Here is a 19,268-nt window from a genome sequence, read left to right as displayed (position 1 = left end):
CATGTCTGGCATTGCAGCGGTTCGCTCGGACAAACCCCTATGCATTGCGCTGGTTGCCGGCGAGGCGTCGGGCGATACCCTGGGTGCCGGCCTCATCGCGGCGCTGAGACAACGCTTCCCCAACGCCCGTTTTATCGGTATCGGTGGCCCGCGTATGCTGGCTGAAGGCATGCAGACGCGCGTACCGATGGAGCGGCTGTCGGTCATGGGGCTGATTGAGGTGCTCGGACGCCTGCGCGAGCTGCTGCGGATTCGTCGGGAACTGGTTGATTACCTCAAGCAGGAGCAGCCGGACGTGTTCATCGGCATCGATGCGCCGGATTTCACCTTGGGGGTGGAGCAACGTCTGCGCGATGTCGGCATTCCTACCGTGCATTACGTCAGTCCGTCGGTCTGGGCCTGGCGCGAGAAGCGCGTGCTGGGGATCGCCCAATCTACCGATCTGATGCTGACCCTGTTCCCCTTCGAGGAAGAGGTGTATCACCGTCATGGTGTGGCTGTGCGCTGCGTCGGGCACACGCTGGCTGACCGTATTGCGCTGGAACCCGACCGCGCCGCTGCGCGCCGGGTGCTCGGCGTCGAGCAGGATGCCCGTATCCTGGCGTTGTTGCCCGGCAGCCGCAACGGCGAGCTGCGCAAGCTGGGGCGCGTCTTTCTTGAGACCGCCGCCTGGTGCCTGGAGCGCCAGCCTGAGCTGCAATTCATCATGCCGTGCGCCAGTCCGGAGCGCCGCCAGCAGATGGAAGCAATCCTGGCCGAGACCGGCCTTGAGCTGCCGCTGAGACTCTATGATGGCCAGGCCCATGAGGTGCTGGCCGCCTGCGATGCCGTGCTGATCGCCTCCGGTACCGCGACCCTGGAGGCCATGCTGTTCAAACGCCCAATGGTAGTGGCCTACCGCATGGCCGGGCTCACCTTCCGTATTCTCAAGCGCCTGGTCAAGGTCGGGCATGTGTCGCTGCCCAACCTGCTGGCCGGCCGTGAGGTGGCGCCCGAGTTCCTGCAGGATGCGGCGACGCCTGAAGCCATGGGCCCCGCGCTGCTGGAACGCTTGCTGCCAACGGCGGAGCGGGTGGAAACCGAGCAGACCTTTATGGAGCTGCACCAGATGCTGCGTCGTGACGCCGATCAGAGTGCCGCCGAGGCCGTTGCCGAGCTGTTGGACGCGCGGGGCAAGGTGTGAGCCAGCTGCTCATGGACTGGGCCGCGCCCGCTGACGACGAGCTGGTGGCCGGGGTCGACGAGGTGGGGCGTGGCCCGCTGTGCGGTGCCGTGGTTACCGCCGCGGTAATCCTCGACCCGGCCCGCCCAATTGAAGGCCTGAATGACTCCAAGAAACTGACCGAAGCACGCCGCGAGGCGCTGTTTCCGTTGATTCAGGAGCGCGCGCTGGCCTGGTGCATCGCCCGCGCCGAGGTCGAGGAAATCGACCGCTTGAATATTCTGCACGCCACCATGTTGGCCATGCAGCGCGCAGTGGCCGGTTTGAGCACGCAGCCGACGCTGGTGCTGGTGGACGGTAACCGCTGCCCGCTATTGCCGATGCGCAGTGAGCCGGTGGTCAAGGGCGACAGCCGTGTGCCGGCCATCGCCGCTGCCTCCATTCTTGCCAAGGTTGCCCGTGACCGGGAAATGCTCGAACTGGACCAGCAATACCCCGGCTATGGCATTGCCGGCCACAAGGGTTACCCCACACCAGTACACTTGGCCGCGCTGCGCGAGCTGGGTGCTACTCCTATTCATCGCCGTTCATTCGGCCCGGTGCGCAAGGCGCTGGAACAGTAATACGCTAAAACGCTCACACAGTTCTGCCTGCTGCGACTGGCCGCAGCAGTTCCCCGTCGCTACAATTTGCTGCCTGACGTTCCGCCATCTGAAACAGGATTTCCATGTCACCTTCCTTCATTCACCTGCGTGTCCACAGTGAATATTCCCTGGTCGACGGACTGGTCAAGGTCAAGCCCTTGATCAAGGCCGTCGGCGAGGCGGGCATGCCGGCGGTGGCGATCACCGACCAGAACAACATGTGCAGTCTGGTCAAGTTCTACAAGACGGCGACCGGCGCCGGCATCAAACCGATCTCGGGTGTTGACCTTTGGCTGACCGACGCCGAAGACGACAGCGTGCTGACCCGTATCAGCCTGCTGGCGATGGACCCGAAGGGCTACCGCAACCTGACCGAGCTGGTCTCCCGTGGCTTTACCGAGGGGCAGCGCAATGGCCTGGTGACGGTCCGCCGTGAGTGGGTGGCCGAGGCCAGTGAAGGCGTGATTGCGCTGTCGGCTGCGAAGGAGGGCGAAGTCGGTCTGGCGCTGCTGTCCTCCAGCCCCGAACGGGCTGATGATCTGCTGGCCTACTGGATGGGCGTGTTCCCCGGGCGTTTCTATCTGGAGCTGCAGCGCACCAGCCGCGTCAATGATGAAGAGCATGTGCACGCGGCGGTCGCGCTGGCGGCTCGCAGCGGTTGTCCGGTGGTGGCGACCAATGACGTGCGCTTTCTCAAGCGCAGCGATTTTGAGGCCCATGAGACACGCGTCTGTATCGGCGAAGGGCGCGCGCTGGATGATCCGCGTCGGGTCCGGCAGTACAGCGAAGAGCAGTATCTGAAAACCCCGGACGAGATGGCAGAGCTGTTCTCTGACATCCCCGAAGCGCTGGAAAACAGCGTCGAGATTGCCAAGCGCTGCAACATCGATGTGCAGCTGGGTAAGTACTTCCTGCCGGACTTTCCGGTACCCGAGGGGATGACCGAGGCGGAGTTCTTCAAGAAGGTCTCCTTCGAGGGGCTGGAAGAGCGCCTCAAGGTCATTCTGCCGCCCGACACGCCGGACTACGAGGCCAAGCGTCAGGTTTATATCGACCGCCTGAACTTCGAACTCGACATCATCAATCAGATGGGCTTCCCCGGCTACTTCCTGATCGTGATGGACTTTATCAAGTGGGCCAAGGGCAATGGCGTGCCGGTCGGACCTGGCCGGGGCTCCGGGGCGGGCTCGCTGGTGGCTTATTCACTGCTGATTACCGACCTTGATCCGCTGGCCTACGATCTGCTGTTTGAGCGCTTCCTTAACCCTGAGCGTGTTTCCATGCCCGACTTTGACGTCGACTTCTGCATGGAAGGGCGCGACCGCGTGATCGACTACGTCGCCGACGCCTACGGCCGTAACGCGGTATCGCAGATCATCACCTTCGGCACCATGGCGGCCAAGGCGGTGGTGCGCGATGTGGCGCGGGTGCAGGGCAAGTCATACGGTCTGGCTGACAAGCTCTCGAAGATGATTCCCTTCGAGGTCGGCATGACGTTGACCAAGGCCTATGAGCAGGAAGAGATGCTGCGCGACTTTCTCGCCAACGACGAGGAAGGTCAGGAAATCTGGGACATGGCCCTCAAATTGGAGGGTATTACCCGCAACGTCGGTAAGCACGCCGGGGGCGTGGTAATCGCCCCGACCAAGCTGACCGACTTTGCGCCGCTGTATTGCGATGAGTCTGGTGGCGGTCTGGTTACCCAGTTCGACAAGGACGACGTGGAAGCGGCAGGCCTGGTGAAGTTTGACTTCCTCGGTCTGCGGACCCTGACGATCATCAAGTGGGCGATGGAGACTATCCATCGCAAGCAGCGCGAAGAAGGGGCTACAGACGAGGAGCTGGTCAACATCGACCTGATCCCGCTGGACGATGCACCGACCTACAGCATGTTGCAGAAGGCGGAAACCACAGCCGTTTTCCAGCTTGAATCGCGTGGTATGAAAGAGCTGATCAAGAAGCTCAAGCCCGACTGCCTGGAAGACATGATCGCACTGGTGGCCCTGTTCCGCCCGGGCCCGCTGCAGTCAGGCATGGTGGACGACTTCATCAACCGTAAGCACGGTCGCGAAGAAGTTTCCTACCCGCACCCCAACTATCAGTACCCCGGTCTGGAGCCGGTGCTTAAACCCACCTACGGCATCATCCTGTATCAGGAACAGGTCATGCAGATCGCCCAGGTGATGGCGGGTTATACGCTCGGTGGCGCGGACATGCTGCGTCGGGCGATGGGTAAGAAAAAGCCCGAAGAGATGGCCAAGCAGCGTGGCGGCTTTATCGAAGGCTGCGCCAATAACGGTATTGATGCCGATCTGGCGGGTAACATTTTCGACCTGGTAGAAAAGTTCGCCGGTTACGGTTTCAACAAGTCGCACTCGGCCGCCTATGGTCTGGTCTCCTACCAGACCGCCTGGCTGAAGGCCCATTACCCAGCGCCCTTTATGGCGGCAGTACTCTCGGCGGATATGCACAACACCGACAAGGTGGTGACGCTGATCGAGGAATGCCGCAGCATGAAACTGCGGATCAAGGTGCCGGACGTCAACGTCTCCGAATACAAGTTCACCGTGGATGATGCCGGTGACGTGGTGTATGGCCTGGGTGCGATCAAGGGCGTGGGTGAAGGCCCGGTGGAAACCATCGTCGAAACCCGCAAGGCCGGTGGCCGCTTCAATGACCTGTTCGACTTTTGCGCGCGGGTCGACCTCAAGCGTATCAACAAGCGCGTGATGGAAGCGCTGATTCGCAGTGGCGCCCTGGATCGTCTTGGTCCCTTCTTCGCCGAAGAACTGCAGGCCTACCAGAAGCAGGTAGACCGCAACCGCGCAGCCCTGATGGCGGCGATGGAAGAGGCGATTGCCTCCGCCGAGCAGACCGCACGCAGCGCCGATTCCGGGCATGATGACCTGTTTGGTGATCTGCTCGGGCCATCAGCCGAACGGGATGTCTACGAACCCTACCGCAAGGTGCGCGAGTGGAGCTTCAAGGAGCGGCTGCGCGGTGAGAAAGACACTCTGGGGCTGTATCTGACCGGTCACCCGATCGACGAGTACGAGCGTGAAATCCGCCGCTTTGCCCGTCAGCGCATTCTCGATCTGAAGCCCTCACGCGATAGTCAGACCATTGCCGGTCTGGTGTTTGATCTGCGCGTCATGAAGAACAAGCGGGGCGACAAGGTGGGCTTTGTCACTCTTGATGACCGCTCGGCGCGCATCGAGGTGTCGTTGTTCTCCGAAGCCTATCTGGCGGCGCAGGCGTTGCTGCAGAAAGACGCCTTGCTGGTGGTTGAGGGCGAGGTGGCTGTCGACGACTTCTCCGGTGGTATGCGGGTGCGTGCCAAGCGCGTGATGAGTCTGGAGGATGCGCGTACCGGCCTGCTGGACAGTGTGCGTATCAATATCGACGGGGCTCGACACGGTGAGGATGCCCTCAACCGCATGGCCGGGCTGCTCAAGCAGTACCGTGGCGGCTGTCCGGTGACGGTAGAGTACCAGCGCACTGATGCGGCGGCCTTGCTGCGCCTGGGGGACGAATGGCGGGTGGAGCCGGCTGACGATCTGTTGCAGGGGCTGCGTGACCAGCTGGGCAAAGACAGCGTCTCCTTGCACTATAGATAGCGCAAAGCCGGATGCTCGACGGGCGCCCGGCAATCCCGTAAGGTTATTTGCGATACTTTTTTGGATGCCCGCGTTGGGCGCAAGCGGATGATGGATGCCTATGAGCAACAGCCAGAAATACTTGGAGTTTGAACAGCCGATCGCCGACCTGCAGGCCAAAATCGAAGAATTGCGTCTGGTCGGCAGCGATAACTCGCTGAACATCACCGAAGAGATCACCCGGTTGCAGGAGAAGAGCAAGTCCCTGACCGAGAGCATCTTCGGCAACCTGAGCAGCTGGCAGGTCGCGCAGATGTCGCGCCACCCGCAGCGTCCCTATACGCTGGACTACATTCGCCACATCTTCACGGATTTCGAGGAACTGCACGGTGATCGTCACTTTGCTGACGATGCTGCGATTGTGGGCGGTATCGCTCGGCTGGACGGCCGTGCAGTCATGGTCATCGGTCACCAGAAAGGCCGTGATGTAAAGGAAAAGGTACGCCGCAACTTCGGCATGCCCAAGCCTGAAGGCTACCGCAAGGCCTGCCGCCTGATGGAAATGGCCGAGCGCTTCAAAATGCCGGTCGTCACCTTTATCGATACCCCCGGTGCCTACCCCGGTATCGACGCTGAAGAGCGCGGTCAGAGCGAAGCCATTGCCTGGAACCTGCAGGTCATGTCGCGCCTGAAGACCCCGATCATCGCCACCGTTATCGGTGAGGGTGGCTCCGGCGGCGCGCTGGCGATTGGTGTCTGCGATCACCTGATGATGCTGCAGTACTCCACCTATTCGGTGATCTCGCCCGAAGGCTGTGCCTCCATTTTGTGGAAGAGCGCCGAAAAGGCCGCAGACGCGGCGGCGGCCATGGGTATTACCGCCGAGCGTTTGAAGGAGCTGGGCCTGGTCGACACCCTGATCCCCGAGCCGCTGGGCGGCGCGCAACGCTCACCTCAGGAGACCGCTGCGCGTATCAAGCAGCAGTTGATTACCCAGCTGGATAAACTGAGTGCCCATTCCAGCGACGAGCTGCTGGAAGCGCGTTACCAGCGCCTGATGTCCTTCGGTATTCAGTGAGCCCGCAGGGGCTGCTGACGCAGCTCACCCGCTGCATGGACGCCCCGGCCTGGTGGCTGGGGTTGTCCGGAGGCCTGGACTCAATGGTTCTGCTTGAGCTGTTGAGTCAGGCCCGCCAACTCTCAGATATCCCCCCGCTTCACGCCATTCATGTTCATCACGGATTGCATGCCGAGGCTGACGCCTGGGCGGCGCACTGCCAGCGTGCTTGTGACGCGCGCGGCGTGCCGCTGACGATCGTGCGTGTGCAGGTCGGGCAGGGCGCGAGTATTGAGGAGGCGGCGCGTGATGCCCGCTACGCGGCCTTTGCCGAGGTGCTGGCGCCCGGCGCAGAACTGTTGCTGGCGCATCACCGCGATGACCAGTTGGAAACCCTGATGTTTCGACTGATGCGCGGTACCGGTGTGCGCGGGTTGATCGGCATGCCTGCGCGCCGTGCGCTGGGGGCTGGCTGGCTGTCGCGTCCTCTGCTCGATTGGCGACGCAGCGAGCTGGAGAGCTGGGCGCGGCAACAGGGGCTGGACTGGATTGAAGATCCGGCCAATGCCGATGAGCGTTTTGCCCGCACGGCCCTGCGTCACCGGGTGTTGCCGGGATTGCGTCATGAGTGGCCGCAGCTGGATCGCAGCCTGCTGCGCCTGGCTGAACATGCCAGCGAGGCCAGTGCCTTGCTGGATGAGCTGGCACAGGATGATCTGCAGCGGGTGGCAGAGCCCAGAGCTGATCCGTGGCTGGCCCGCTGGCCGAGCCTGTTGCTGGCTCCGCTGCTAGGTTTGTCGGCCGCCCGGCAACGTAATCTGCTGCGCTGCTGGCTGCGTCAGCAGGCGGTGCGTATGCCGGACCGGCGTCGGTTGCTTGAGTTGCAGCAGCAATTGGCTGCCGGCCCGGATGCGCAGCCGCAGCTGCAGCTGGACGGCTGCGCTCTGTACCGTTCGTCAGATCGTCTGTGGCTGGTTCCGGCGCAGTGGCTGCCAGCGCGCAGCGAGCAGTCATTGCTGCCACTGCACGGGGAGTTGCTACTGGCGGGTAACGGCACGCTGGACTGTCGGCCGATGGCGGGAGGGTTGCGCGATCCAGGTGCGGGCGGCTGGCAGGTGCGTTATCGCCAGGGCGGCGAGCAGATCAAGCTGGCGACGCGTCCGACCCAGTCGGTCAAACAGCTATTGCAAGAAGCTCAGATTCCTGCCTGGCTGCGCTCGTCGGTACCGTTGCTATACTCTGGCGGCGAGCTGGTGTCGGTGGCTGGACGCTGGAACGCGGAGCGGGCTTTGGTTGAGGGTACAGACAGCGGTTTTACGGTCAGTTGGAAGCCTGTTTCGGATTGAGCAAGCGGGGGCTGTCTGGTATCCTGACTTCCCATCTTGTCGAGACTTTGGCTGGCCGTTCAGGCTGCCTCTGACTCCCTTCGAATTCCTCGCGGTGCAAGCCGCTTAACTGTTCAATCTATGGGTTTTTCATGACGCGCTACATCTTCGTCACGGGTGGTGTTGTTTCTTCTTTGGGCAAGGGCATTGCCTCGGCGTCCCTCGCGGCGATCCTTGAGGCGCGCGGTCTGAAGGTCACCATGCTCAAGCTGGATCCTTATATCAACGTGGATCCGGGGACCATGAGTCCCTTCCAGCATGGCGAAGTCTTCGTAACCCACGATGGCGCCGAGACTGACCTTGATCTGGGCCATTATGAGCGTTTCGTCAACGCCACCATGAGCCAGAACAACAACTTCACCACCGGCCGTGTGTATGCCGATGTGCTGCGCAAGGAGCGCCGTGGTGACTACCTGGGTGCCACCATCCAGGTGATTCCGCATATTACCGATGAGATCAAGAGCCGCATCATCAAGGGTGCCGGCGATGCCGACGTGGCGCTGGTCGAGATCGGCGGTACCGTGGGTGACATCGAGTCCCAGCCGTTCCTGGAAGCGATTCGCCAACTGCGTGTCGAAGTCGGTGCCAAGCGTGCGATGCTCATGCACCTGACGCTGGTGCCGTACATCGCCACGGCTGGCGAGACCAAGACCAAGCCGACCCAGCACTCGGTCAAGGAGCTGCGCTCCATCGGCCTGCAGCCCGACGTGCTGATCTGCCGCTCCGACCACCCGATCGACCTGTCCTCGCGCCGCAAGATCGCGTTGTTCACCAACGTGGAAGAGCGTGCGGTCATCGGTCTGGAAGACGTTGATACTATCTATCGCATCCCCTCCGTACTGCACGCCCAGGGCCTGGACGACTTCGTCGTCGAGCGCTTTGGCCTGGAGTGCGGTTCTGCCGATCTGGCCGAGTGGGAGCGCGTGGTCGACGCCAAGCTCAACCCCGAGCACGAAGTCACCATCGCCATGGTCGGCAAGTACATGGAGCTGCTGGATGCCTACAAGTCGCTGATCGAAGCACTCAGCCACGCCGGTATTCAGGCGCGTACCAAGGTTAACGTGCGTTATATCGACTCCGAGGACATCGAGCAGCAGGGCCTCTCGCTGCTGGATGGCGTAGACGCCGTGCTGGTGCCGGGCGGCTTCGGCTCCCGGGGTGTCGAAGGCAAGATTGCCGCGGTGCGTTACGCCCGCGAGAACAAGATTCCCTACCTGGGCATCTGTCTGGGTATGCAGGTGGCGGTCATCGAATACGCCCGCAATGTGCTGGGCTGGAGCGATGCCAACTCCACCGAGTTCGACAAGACTTCCGGTCACCCGGTTGTCGGTCTGATCACCGAATGGCAGGACGCGTCCGGTGAAACCGAGCTGCGCACCGAAGCGTCCGATCTGGGCGGCACCATGCGCCTGGGTGCTCAGGAGTGCTCGCTGGAGCCGGGTTCCAAGGCGCATGCCTGCTACGGCAAGGACGTGATCGTCGAGCGTCACCGTCACCGCTATGAGGTCAACAATAATCTGTTGCCTGATCTGCAGGCCGGCGGGCTGCAGATCTCCGGTCGCTCCGGTGACGGTGCGCTGGTCGAGGTGGTTGAAGTGGGTGATCACCCGTGGTTTGTGGCGTGCCAGTTCCACCCGGAATTTACCTCTACGCCCCGTTACGGCCACCCGCTGTTCAGCGGCTTTATCGGTGCGGCGCTCAAACAGCGCGGCTAAGCCCAGACATACGTCAGACAAGAGGCTGGTACATGACACAGAAAATTGTGCGCGTTGGCGAGATCGAAATGGCCAACGACAAACCCTTCGTGCTTTTCGGCGGGATGAACGTACTGGAGTCCCGTGATCTGGCCATGCAGATCTGCGAACGCTACGTCGAAGTGACCGAGAAGCTGGGTATCCCCTATGTGTTCAAGGCCAGCTTCGACAAGGCCAACCGCTCCTCGATCAATTCCTTCCGCGGCCCCGGCCTGGAAGAGGGGCTGAAGATCTTTGAAGAGGTCAAGCGCACCTTCAACGTGCCGGTGATCACCGATGTGCACGAGCCCCATCAGGCCGCGCCGGTTGCCGAAGTCTGTGACATCATTCAGCTGCCGGCCTTCCTGTCCCGGCAGACGGATCTGGTCGTGGCCATGGCCAAGACCAATGCCGTGATCAACATCAAGAAGGCCCAGTTCCTCGCGCCGCAGGAAATGAAGCACATCCTCACCAAGTGTGAAGAGGCGGGCAATGACCGTCTGGTGCTGTGCGAGCGCGGCTCGGCCTTTGGTTACAACAACCTGGTGGTCGACATGCTGGGCTTCGGCATCATGAAGCAGTTCGAGTACCCGGTGTTCTTCGACGTGACTCACGCCTTGCAGATGCCGGGTGGCCGCAGTGATTCGGCCGGCGGTCGCCGGGCCCAGGTTACCGATCTGGCCAAGGCGGGCATGAGCCAGGGCCTGGCGGGTCTGTTCCTCGAAGCGCACCCCGATCCTGACAACGCCAAGTGCGACGGCCCCTGCGCCCTGCGCCTGGACAAGCTGGAGCCGTTCCTTGCCCAGTTGAAGTCGCTTGATGAACTGATCAAGAGCTTCCCGGTACTGGAAACGGCTTGAGCCGCTACCGCTTTCACCCGATTGACTCGATATACGGAGCTAGCAAGTAAAGATGGCAAAAATCATTGATATCAAGGGACGTGAGGTTCTGGACTCGCGCGGCAATCCGACCGTCGAGGCGGATGTGATTCTGGAAGGCGGCATCATGGGCAGCGCCTGCGCACCCTCCGGCGCCTCCACCGGTTCGCGCGAAGCGCTGGAACTGCGTGATGGCGACAAGAGCCGTTATCTGGGCAAGGGCGTGCTCAAGGCCGTCGCCAATATCAATGGCCCCATCCGCGAGCTGCTGGTTGGTCGTGATGCGACCGCTCAGGCTGAGCTGGACCGCGCCATGATCGAGCTGGACGGTACCGAGAACAAGGCCACCCTGGGCGCCAACGCCATCCTCGCCGTCTCCCTGGCGGCTGCCAAGGCGGCTGCTCAGGCCAAGGGCGTGCCGCTGTACGCGCACATCGCTGACCTGAACGGCACCCCCGGTGTCTACTCCATGCCGGTACCGATGATGAACATCATCAACGGTGGCGAGCACGCCGACAACAACGTCGACATTCAAGAGTTCATGGTTCAGCCGGTTGGCGCCAAGAACTTCGCCGATGCGCTGCGCATGGGTGCCGAGATTTTCCATCACCTCAAAGCCGTTCTGAAGGCCCGTGGCCTGAACACCGCAGTCGGTGATGAAGGTGGCTTCGCGCCGAACCTGGCTTCCAATGAGGACGCGCTGGCTGCCATCGCCGAGGCCGTTGCCAACGCCGGCTACACCCTGGGTGACGACGTCACTCTGGCACTGGACTGCGCTTCCAGCGAGTTCTACAAAGACGGCAACTACGACCTGGCCGGCGAAGGCAAGGTGTTCGATGCCGCCGGCTTTGCCGACTACCTGGCTGGCCTGACCCAGCGCTACCCGATTATCTCCATCGAAGATGGCATGGACGAGTCCGACTGGGCTGGCTGGAAAGTCCTGACCGACAAGATCGGCGAGAAGGTACAGCTGGTCGGTGACGACCTATTCGTGACCAACACCAAGATCCTCAAGCGCGGTATCGACGAGAAGATCGGCAATTCCATCCTGATCAAGTTTAACCAGATCGGTTCGCTGACCGAGACCCTGGAAGCGATCCAGATGGCCAAGGCTGCCGGCTTCACCGCCGTTATCTCGCACCGCTCTGGTGAGACTGAAGACAGCACCATCGCCGACCTGGCGGTGGGTACCGCTGCTGGTCAGATCAAGACCGGTTCGCTGTGCCGCTCTGACCGCGTCTCCAAGTACAACCAGTTGCTGCGTATCGAAGAGCAGCTGGGTGACAAGGCGCCCTACAAGGGTCGCGCCGAGTTCCGCGGCTGATTGGACTGGCGGGTGCGCTCACGCGCACCCGCTGTTCCTCGACGGGAGCATTCAGCTTGAAATGGCTCTGGCTGATTACGCTGTCATTGTTGGCAGCCCTGCAGTACCGGCTCTGGGTTGGTGAGGGCAGTCTTGCCCATGTATCACAACTCAAGCAGCAGATTGCCGCGCAAGCGCGCGAGAACGAGCAGCTGCTGGAGCGCAACCGTGTGCTGACCGCTGAAGTCATCGAACTCAAGCAGGGGCTTGAGACCGTTGAAGAGCGTGCCCGCCGTGAGCTGGGCATGGTCAAAGAGGGTGAGACCCTGTTTCAATTGAGCGAGCCATGAGCGCCGCTACACCTGATTTCTGGGTCGTTCTGCCCGCCGCCGGCGTCGGCGCGCGCATGCAGGCAGACCGCCCGAAGCAGTACCTCCTCTGGGGTCAACGTACCCTGATCGAACACACACTGGCCTGCTTCCTGGATCAACCGGGATTGCGCGGGTTGGTGGTTTCCCTGTCTGCTGATGATGGCTGGTGGCCGACGCTACCCTGTGCCGAGGATGCGCGTATCACCCGCGCAGTCGGCGGGCGCGAGCGTGCCGACTCGGTGCTCAATGGCCTTATTGCGCTGCGGGAGCTGGGCGCGGCCGATGACGATTGGGTGCTGGTGCACGATGCGGCTCGCCCCAATCTCACCGATGGTGACCTGCACAAGCTGCTGAGTGCGCTGGGGAGTGATCCGGTCGGCGGCTTGCTGGCGGTGCCGGTGCGCGACACCCTCAAGCAGATTGGCCCGGATGGCCGGGTTACCGCCACCCCGGATCGCAGCCAGTTCTGGCAGGCCTATACCCCGCAGATGTTTCGCCTTGGGCCACTGCAGCAGGCGCTGACTGATGCGCTGGCAGCGGGTGCGCTGATTACCGATGAAGCCTCGGCCATGGAGTGGGCGGGGCTAGCGCCGTTGTTGGTTGAGGGGCGGGCCGATAATCTGAAGATTACTCGTCCTGAGGATCTGGAGTGGTTGCGGCAGCGCGACTGTTGATCTTTCTTTCTAGCGTTTGAGCTGGCTTCCTTGCGTGGTATCGATGTCTTTCGGGCACAGCATGCTGTGCCCCTACGCCAATTTCTGGAACCTGCGCTGGGCCCCCTCGTAGGGGCGCGACATGTCGCGCCCGCAATAGATAATACCGCGCGCATGCCACCCCGAGCGCCGTGTTTGCAGTCATCTTAAACGCCGTTGGTCGTGCCCGTCTGTTTGCAATTGACCGATACCATGCGAATAAATATGCTGTACTCATATACAGTATTTTGCTGAGGTTTTCATGGGCGCGGTGGTTGCACTTGATCGGTTGCTTGAGACGCGGCGTGTCTGGCGCGGGCGCCAGCAGAGTGAGCCGGTGGCCGAGCAGCCGACCGGGCATGCGGCGTTGGACGCATTGCTGCCCGCTGGTGGCTGGCAGCTGGCTGCGCTGAACGAGATTTTGCTGGGGCAACCCGGCAGTGGCGAGCTGCAGTTATTGTGGCCGCTGCTGGCGCGCTTGACGCAGGCGGGAGAGCGGGTGGTGCTGGTAGGTGCGCCGGCGATTCCCTTTGCGCCCGCTTGGCAGGCGGCAGGCGTGGTGTTGGCCCAGGTGACGCTACTGCAGGTCAGGGGTGCCGAGCGGCTCTGGGCGGCGGAGCAGTGCCTGCGTTCGGGCAGCTGTGGTGCCGTGCTGTGCTGGCCGGAGCAGGCGGATGACCGCGCCCTGCGGCGTCTGCAGGTAGCGGCTGACAACGGCCAGACGCTGGCTTTTGTGCTGCGCGACCGGCGTGCTGCCGACAACCCGTCGCCGGCCGCCCTGCGGCTGCTGCAGGAGCGACAGCCGAGGCAGTGGCGGGTGCTCAAGTGCCGGGGTGGGGTGGCACCCGCGCGGCCTGTCTGCATTTCCCTCTGAGGCCGCCATGCGCTGGCTTTGCATTCTCTTTCCCCAACTGGCACTGGATGCGGTGCTGCGTAGCCGCGATGATCCGACTGTGCCCTTGGCGCTGCTCAGCGGACCGCCGCAACGGCGTGTGCTGCAGGCGGTCAATGAGTCGGCACGCGCGCAGGGGTTACGCTCAGGGCAGAGCCTGACCCAGGCGCGGACGCTGCTGGAGTACTTTGACACGGTCGAACATGACCCGGCACAGATCGAGCATTGGCAGCAGTTTCTGGCCAGCTGGGCGTACGGCTTCAGTGGTCATGTGAGTCTGGATTTCCCCCGCACCCTGTTGCTGGAGGTGGCCTCCAGTTTGCGTTTGTTCGGTCCCTGGCCTGAACTTGAGCAGCGACTGCGCGCCGAGCTGCAGGCGCTGGGCTTTCAGCATCGGCTGGTGCTGGCGCCCAACCCGCTGGCGGCCCGGGTGCTGACCAACGTGGCGGACGGGCTGGCGGTGGATGAGCAGGCGCTGCAGACCGAGCTGCAGCGTCTGCCGGTGGCGCGCAGCGGCCTGCCGGGCGAGCTGGTGGAGAGCCTGCAGCGTATGGGCCTGCGTCGCCTGCAGCAGGTGCTGGAATTACCCCGTGACGGCCTAGCCAAACGCTTCCCGCCGCAGTTGCTGGCACACCTTGATCAGTTGCAGGGGCATCATCCGCTGGCGCTGAGTTGTTATCAGCCGCCGGATCGGTTTCGTCAGCGCATCGAATTCAACTTTGACGTCGAGTCGACCACCTCGCTGTTGTTCCCGTTACGGCGTTTGATTGGTGACCTGGCGACCTTTCTGGCCGGGCGGGACTGTGGCGTGCAGCGCTTTGTGCTGCTGCTGGAGCACCGCCGCCAGCCCGCCAGCGAGCTGCCGGTCGGCTTGCTGGGGGCCGAGCGTGACCCCGAGCGGCTGTTCGAGTTGGCGCGGGGGCGGCTGGAGCGTATCGAACTGGCCGCGCCGGTACAGGCGTTGACCCTGCTCGCCGAAGATCTGCCGCGCTTTGTACCGGCCGCAGCAGAGCTGTTCAGTAATCGGCCGCAGCAGTCGCAGAGCTGGCTGCAGGTCTGTGAACGGCTGCGCTCACGCCTGGGCGACAAGGTCGTTCAGCCGCTGGCCGCGGTGGATGAGCACCGGCCCGAGCGCAGCTGGCTGGCGCAGGAGCGGGGCGACGCAGCTGCGCGACCGCCCGGGCCGCGGCCGGGCTGGCTGCTGGCCGAGCCGGAGTTGCTCAATGACCTGTTTCCGCGGGTGCTGGCCGGACCGGAGCGGATCGAATCCGGTTGGTGGGATGGCGAGGACGTGCGGCGTGACTACTACCTGATCGAAACCCGCGACGGACGCCGGGCCTGGGCCTTTCATGCCGCCGGACGCCCCGGCCCGCTCTGGGTGCACGGGTGGTTTGCATGAGCGTGGGCTACGCGGAACTGCATTGCCTGTCCAATTTCAGCTTTCAGCGCGGGGCGTCCAGTGCGCAGGAGTTGTTTGCTCGTGCCCGGCAGCACGGCTATGACGCCCTGGCGATTACCGATGAGGCCAGCCTGGCTGGCATTGTGCGTGCCTGGCAGGCGGCGCAGGAGTCCGGTTTGAAACTGATTGTTGGCAGCGAGATTCAGCTGGAGAACGGCCCCAAACTGGTGTTGCTGGTCGAGAACCTGACCGGCTATCAGAGCCTGTGCCGGCTGCTGACCCTGGCCCGCCGTCGTGCCGGAAAGGGTGAATACTGTTTGCGGCTTGAGGACCTGACTGACGCGCTGGATGGCTTGCTGGGCCTGTGGCTGCCGCGCCACGGTCAGGATGAGGAGCACGGCCGGCAGCTGCAGCCGCTGCTGCCGGGGCGTCTGTGGCTGGCAGTCGAGCTGCACCGTGGGCCGGACGATGCGCGCAAGCTGGATCAACTGCAGGGTCTGGCCGCCCGGCTCGGTCTGCCCTGTGTCGCCAGCGGTGACGTACACATGCATGTGCGTGGGCGGCGCGCGCTGCAGGATACCCTGACCGCACTGCGTCATCACTGCACGGTGATGGAGGCGGGCAGCCGGCTGTTTGCCAATGGCGAACGCCATCTGCGCAGTCTGTCGGCGCTGGCGGCGATCTACCCAGCGGCGCTGCTGGCCGAAAGCCGCCGCATCGCCGCGCGCTGCCGGTTCGACATGGGCGAGCTGCGTTACCAGTATCCGCGGGAGCTGGTACCGGAGGGGCATACCCCGTCCAGTTGGTTGTGTGAGCTGACCTGGCGAGGTGCGGCCTGGCGCTGGCCGAACGGGCTCAGCGACAAGGTGCGTACGCAGCTGGAGCACGAGCTGGCGCTGATTGCCGAGAAGGCCTACGACAGTTACTTTCTGACCGTGCAAGATATCGTCGCTTTCGCTCGCGGCCAGCACATTCTCTGTCAGGGGCGCGGCTCGGCGGCCAATTCGGCGGTATGTTTTGCGCTGGGGATCACCGAGCTGGACCCAGGCCGCAGCAACCTGCTGTTCGAGCGCTTTATCTCCCGCGAGCGCGATGAGCCGCCGGATATCGACGTGGATTTTGAGCACGAGCGGCGCGAAGAGGTCATCCAGTACATCTTTCGCCGTTACGGGCGTGAGCGCGCCGCGCTGACTGCGGTGGTTACCCGTTACCTGTCGGCGGGCGCGGTACGCGATGTGGCACGGGCGCTGGGTCTGCCGCAGGAGCAGATCGATCAGCTTGGGCGCTGCTGCAGTCGCTGGAGCAAGCAACTGCCCAGCGCCGAGCGGCTGGCCGAGGCCGGGTTTGACGTGAACAATCCCTGGCTGCATCGGGTGCTGACGCTGGCGGGTGAGCTGATCGGCTTTCCCCGGCACCTGTCGCAGCATCCGGGCGGTTTTGTCATGTCGGATGCGCCACTCGACACCCTGGTGCCGGTGGAGAACGCCAGCATGGCCGAGCGCACGGTGATCCAGTGGGATAAGGACGATCTGGACGCGGTCGGCATGCTCAAGGTCGACGTGCTGGCGCTGGGCATGCTCAGCGCGCTGCGTCGCACCTTCGACCTGTTGCGGCGCCACCGTGGCCGGGATCTGACGCTGGCAACTATTCCGCAGGATGATTTGCCGACCTACGAAATGATCAGCCGTGCCGATACCGTTGGCGTGTTTCAGATTGAGTCGCGGGCGCAGATGGCGATGCTGCCGCGGCTGCGCCCGCGCTGTTTCTACGATCTGGTGATCCAGGTGTCGATTGTGCGGCCCGGGCCGATTCAGGGCGACATGGTGCATCCCTTCCTGCGGCGCCGTAATAAAGAAGAAGCGGTCGACTATCCCTCACCGGAATTGCGCAAGGTGTTCGAGCGCACCCTGGGCGTGCCGTTGTTTCAGGAGCAGGTGATGGAGTTGGCGATTGTTGCTGCTGGCTACACACCGGGCGAGGCGGATGAACTGCGCCGCTCAATGGCTGCCTGGAAGCGCCACGGCGGGTTGGAGCACCACCGGCAACGGTTGACCGAGGGCATGCTGGCGCGCGGCTACAGTCAGGCCTTTTCCGAGCGCATCTTCGAGCAGATCAAGGGCTTTGGCAGCTACGGCTTTCCCGAGTCCCACGCCGCCAGTTTCGCGTTGCTGAGTTACGCCAGCAGCTGGCTGAAGTGTCATGAGCCGGCAGCCTTCACCTGTGCGTTGATCAACAGCTGGCCGATGGGGTTTTACAGTCCGGACCAGTTGCTGCAGGACGCCCGCCGCCACCAGATCGAAATCCGGCCGGTGGATGTGCGCTGCAGTGACTGGGACTGTTCGCTGGAAGCGGTCGAGCAGGAGGGGGCGCAACCGGCCATTCGCCTTGGCCTGCGGCAGGTGAAAGGCCTGAGTCGGGACGATGCCGAGCGGCTACTGCGGGCGCGCGCCCAGCAGGACTTTGCCGATGTCGCTGATCTGGCCCAGCGTGGCGGCTTGGGTAGCCGTGCCCGCGCCCAGCTGGCTGACGCCGGAGCGCTGCGCGGGTTGGCAGGCAACCGTTTTCGGGCACGCTGGGCAGTGGCTGGCGTCGAGCCGCAGTTGCCGCTGCTCCAGGCGCAGCACGATCAGGCCGAGAGTCCGGCGCTGATTCCGCAACCCTCGGTGGTGGAAGATATGGAAGCCGATTACGCCAGTCTCGGTACCAGCATGGGCCCGCATCCGCTGGGACTGTTGCGTGATCAGCTGCGCGAGCTGGGTTGCCGCAGTTCTCGGGAGCTGTTGGCAATGTCGCCAGACCAGCCGGTACGGGTGGCCGGGCTGGTGGTCGGTCGCCAGCGTCCGCAGACGGCCACCGGGGTGACCTTTGTCACCCTGGAAGACGAGTTCGGCATGATCAACGTGATCGTCTGGAGCGATCTGGCCGAGCGGCAGCGCTCGGTGCTGCGTGGCTCGCGCCTGCTGGAAGTGCGCGGGCAGTTTGAGGCGCGCGACGGGGTGCGTCATGTGATCGCCCGGCAGCTGCACGACCTGACCGGGCTATTACACAAGCTGGATGTTCGCAGCCGGGATTACCGCTGAAAGCCGTCGAAGAAGGCTTCGACCTGCGCCGGATCAAGCTGGTCGATATGCGCTGGCTGCCAGCGCGGCTGCTTGTCCTTGTCGACGATCAGCGCGCGCACGCCTTCCATGATGTTGCCTTTCTCGAACCACTGGCGACCGATGTGCAGTTCCATGGCAAAGCAGTCCGCCAGTGGCAGTGAGCGACCGCGCAACAGCATAGCCTGGGTGACGGCCATGGCCAGCGGCGAACGGTTGGCGATGATCTCGATGGTGCGCTGGGCCCAGTCGCGGTACTCGGGGCGCTGTTCGTTGGCTAGTGACGCGCGGATTGCGGCGATGTCGGGCTGGGCAAAGTGCAGATCGATGGCCGGTTGCAGCGCCTCCAGCACGGCGGCGGGCAGGGTGCAGTCGGCCAGTGCGGAGACCTGATCGCGCAGGCTGCCGTCGGCCGGGTTGAAGCTGTCGATCAGGCTGTCCAGCTCGCCGAGCCTGTCGCTGTTGATGCACAGATCGCCAAGACCGGCATACAGCGCGTCGCTGCTGCCAATGTGGTTGCCGGTGATGCCCAGGTACATGCCGAGTTGACCCGGCAGGCGGGACAGAAAATAGCTGCCGCCGACATCAGGGAAGTAGCCAATGCCGGTTTCCGGCATACCGAGCCGTGAGCGCTCGGTTAGCAGGCGGATGCTCGCACCCTGTGCCAGCCCCATACCTCCGCCCAGGACAAAGCCATCCATCAGCGCCAGAATCGGTTTGTGATAGGCGTGGATGTAAGCGTCCAGATCATATTCTTCGCTGAAGAAGGTTTCCGGCTCGTGGCTGCGGCCGGCCAGATAGCTGTCGTACATGTGACGAATGTCGCCGCCGGCACAGAAGGCGCGTTCACCTGCGCCGCGCAGCACCACGGCCTCGACCTGTGGGTCGCGCTCCCAGGCTTCCAGCTGCTGGTGCAGCATGCGCACCATGTGCAGATTCAGCGCGTTCAGCCCGGCAGGGCGGTTGAGAGTGAGCTGGCCAATGCGGCCCCGGCGTTCGATCAGCACCAGCGGCGCAGGTGTGTCCGGCATGCGGATCTCCTTTCAGGTGGCGGCCGC

Annotated in this window: 14 protein-coding genes; 13 read left to right on the top strand and 1 reads right to left on the bottom strand. The window is 63.3% G+C overall.

The features are described from left to right. Position 1 precedes the first annotated feature (1 nt). The 13 genes from lpxB to CNQ84_RS00360 all read left to right on the top strand — a co-directional run bounded on the left by lpxB (position 2) and on the right by CNQ84_RS00360 (position 18,192). A complete protein-coding gene (lpxB, locus tag CNQ84_RS00420; RefSeq protein ID WP_096002958.1) occupies positions 2 to 1,183 on the top strand; it encodes a lipid-A-disaccharide synthase in 1,182 nt (393 codons plus the stop codon). An 11-nt stretch (positions 1,184 to 1,194) separates the two neighbouring features. Continuing rightward, positions 1,195 to 1,785, top strand: coding sequence for a ribonuclease HII (rnhB, locus tag CNQ84_RS00415; RefSeq protein ID WP_096003330.1), 591 nt, complete (start codon positions 1,195 to 1,197; stop codon positions 1,783 to 1,785). Between the two features lie 104 nt (positions 1,786 to 1,889). Beyond that, positions 1,890 to 5,423 (top strand): DNA polymerase III subunit alpha, encoded by a 3,534-nt coding sequence (gene dnaE / locus CNQ84_RS00410; protein ID WP_096002957.1) that lies wholly within the window; start codon positions 1,890 to 1,892, stop codon positions 5,421 to 5,423. 100 nt (positions 5,424 to 5,523) lie between these two features. Continuing rightward, entirely contained in the window at positions 5,524 to 6,480 is a 957-nt protein-coding gene (gene accA / locus CNQ84_RS00405) for an acetyl-CoA carboxylase carboxyl transferase subunit alpha (protein ID WP_096002956.1), read from the top strand. A 35-nt stretch (positions 6,481 to 6,515) separates the two neighbouring features. Beyond that, the gene (gene tilS / locus CNQ84_RS00400) at positions 6,516 to 7,805 is read left to right on the top strand and encodes a tRNA lysidine(34) synthetase TilS (RefSeq protein WP_096003329.1); all 1,290 of its coding nucleotides are present in this window, start codon (positions 6,516 to 6,518) and stop codon (positions 7,803 to 7,805) included. Between the two features lie 131 nt (positions 7,806 to 7,936). Beyond that, positions 7,937 to 9,559: a CTP synthase gene (locus CNQ84_RS00395; RefSeq protein WP_083724528.1), complete on the top strand. Its 1,623-nt coding sequence runs from the start codon at positions 7,937 to 7,939 to the stop codon at positions 9,557 to 9,559. 32 nt (positions 9,560 to 9,591) lie between these two features. Beyond that, positions 9,592 to 10,437, top strand: coding sequence for a 3-deoxy-8-phosphooctulonate synthase (kdsA, locus tag CNQ84_RS00390; RefSeq protein ID WP_096002955.1), 846 nt, complete (start codon positions 9,592 to 9,594; stop codon positions 10,435 to 10,437). A 52-nt stretch (positions 10,438 to 10,489) separates the two neighbouring features. Then, complete coding sequence (gene eno / locus CNQ84_RS00385; RefSeq protein ID WP_096002954.1) at positions 10,490 to 11,779, top strand: phosphopyruvate hydratase; 1,290 nt, start codon at positions 10,490 to 10,492, stop codon at positions 11,777 to 11,779. A gap of 56 nt (positions 11,780 to 11,835) precedes the next feature. Continuing rightward, on the top strand, positions 11,836 to 12,108 hold the full coding sequence (gene ftsB, locus CNQ84_RS00380) for a cell division protein FtsB (protein WP_083724522.1): 273 nt from the start codon (positions 11,836 to 11,838) through the stop codon (positions 12,106 to 12,108). Next, a complete protein-coding gene (gene ispD, locus CNQ84_RS00375) occupies positions 12,105 to 12,803 on the top strand; it encodes a 2-C-methyl-D-erythritol 4-phosphate cytidylyltransferase (RefSeq protein WP_096002952.1) in 699 nt (232 codons plus the stop codon). Before ftsB ends, ispD begins: the two co-directional genes overlap by 4 nt. Before the next feature lie 280 nt (positions 12,804 to 13,083). Then, positions 13,084 to 13,695: a translesion DNA synthesis-associated protein ImuA gene (gene imuA, locus CNQ84_RS00370; RefSeq protein WP_096002951.1), complete on the top strand. Its 612-nt coding sequence runs from the start codon at positions 13,084 to 13,086 to the stop codon at positions 13,693 to 13,695. Positions 13,696 to 13,702: 7 nt separating this feature from the next. After that, a complete protein-coding gene (locus CNQ84_RS00365) occupies positions 13,703 to 15,112 on the top strand; it encodes a Y-family DNA polymerase (RefSeq protein ID WP_096002950.1) in 1,410 nt (469 codons plus the stop codon). Further along, positions 15,088 to 18,192: an error-prone DNA polymerase gene (locus tag CNQ84_RS00360; protein WP_217350045.1), complete on the top strand. Its 3,105-nt coding sequence runs from the start codon at positions 15,088 to 15,090 to the stop codon at positions 18,190 to 18,192. The genes CNQ84_RS00365 and CNQ84_RS00360 overlap by 25 nt, the downstream gene beginning before the upstream one ends. Here the strand turns inward: CNQ84_RS00360 and CNQ84_RS00355 are convergent. Then, entirely contained in the window at positions 18,183 to 19,241 is a 1,059-nt protein-coding gene (locus CNQ84_RS00355) for an enoyl-CoA hydratase/isomerase family protein (RefSeq protein ID WP_096002948.1), read from the bottom strand. The genes CNQ84_RS00360 and CNQ84_RS00355 overlap by 10 nt on opposite strands. Between the last annotated feature and the right edge of the window lie 27 nt (positions 19,242 to 19,268).

The sequence above is a fragment of the Pseudomonas abyssi genome, assembly GCF_002307495.1.
Taxonomy (GTDB): Bacteria; Pseudomonadota; Gammaproteobacteria; order Pseudomonadales; family Pseudomonadaceae; genus Halopseudomonas; species Halopseudomonas abyssi.
Note: the sequence above shows the minus strand (reverse complement) of the source record. Positions and strands in the feature narration are given on the sequence as shown.

Excerpts from the sequence above, each read along its gene's own strand:
- accA (WP_096002956.1), top strand. The coding sequence starts at position 5,524 with ATGAGCAACAGCCAGAAATACTTGGAGTTTGAACAGCCGATCGCCGAC.
- tilS (WP_096003329.1), top strand. The coding sequence starts at position 6,516 with ATGGACGCCCCGGCCTGGTGGCTGGGGTTGTCCGGAGGCCTGGACTCA.
- imuA (WP_096002951.1), top strand. The coding sequence starts at position 13,084 with ATGGGCGCGGTGGTTGCACTTGATCGGTTGCTTGAGACGCGGCGTGTC.
- eno (WP_096002954.1), top strand. The coding sequence starts at position 10,490 with ATGGCAAAAATCATTGATATCAAGGGACGTGAGGTTCTGGACTCGCGC.
- lpxB (WP_096002958.1), top strand. The coding sequence starts at position 2 with ATGTCTGGCATTGCAGCGGTTCGCTCGGACAAACCCCTATGCATTGCG.
- CNQ84_RS00355 (WP_096002948.1), bottom strand. The coding sequence starts at position 19,241 with ATGCCGGACACACCTGCGCCGCTGGTGCTGATCGAACGCCGGGGCCGC.
- CNQ84_RS00365 (WP_096002950.1), top strand. The coding sequence starts at position 13,703 with ATGCGCTGGCTTTGCATTCTCTTTCCCCAACTGGCACTGGATGCGGTG.
- ispD (WP_096002952.1), top strand. The coding sequence starts at position 12,105 with ATGAGCGCCGCTACACCTGATTTCTGGGTCGTTCTGCCCGCCGCCGGC.
- rnhB (WP_096003330.1), top strand. The coding sequence starts at position 1,195 with ATGGACTGGGCCGCGCCCGCTGACGACGAGCTGGTGGCCGGGGTCGAC.
- CNQ84_RS00395 (WP_083724528.1), top strand. The coding sequence starts at position 7,937 with ATGACGCGCTACATCTTCGTCACGGGTGGTGTTGTTTCTTCTTTGGGC.
- kdsA (WP_096002955.1), top strand. The coding sequence starts at position 9,592 with ATGACACAGAAAATTGTGCGCGTTGGCGAGATCGAAATGGCCAACGAC.
- dnaE (WP_096002957.1), top strand. The coding sequence starts at position 1,890 with ATGTCACCTTCCTTCATTCACCTGCGTGTCCACAGTGAATATTCCCTG.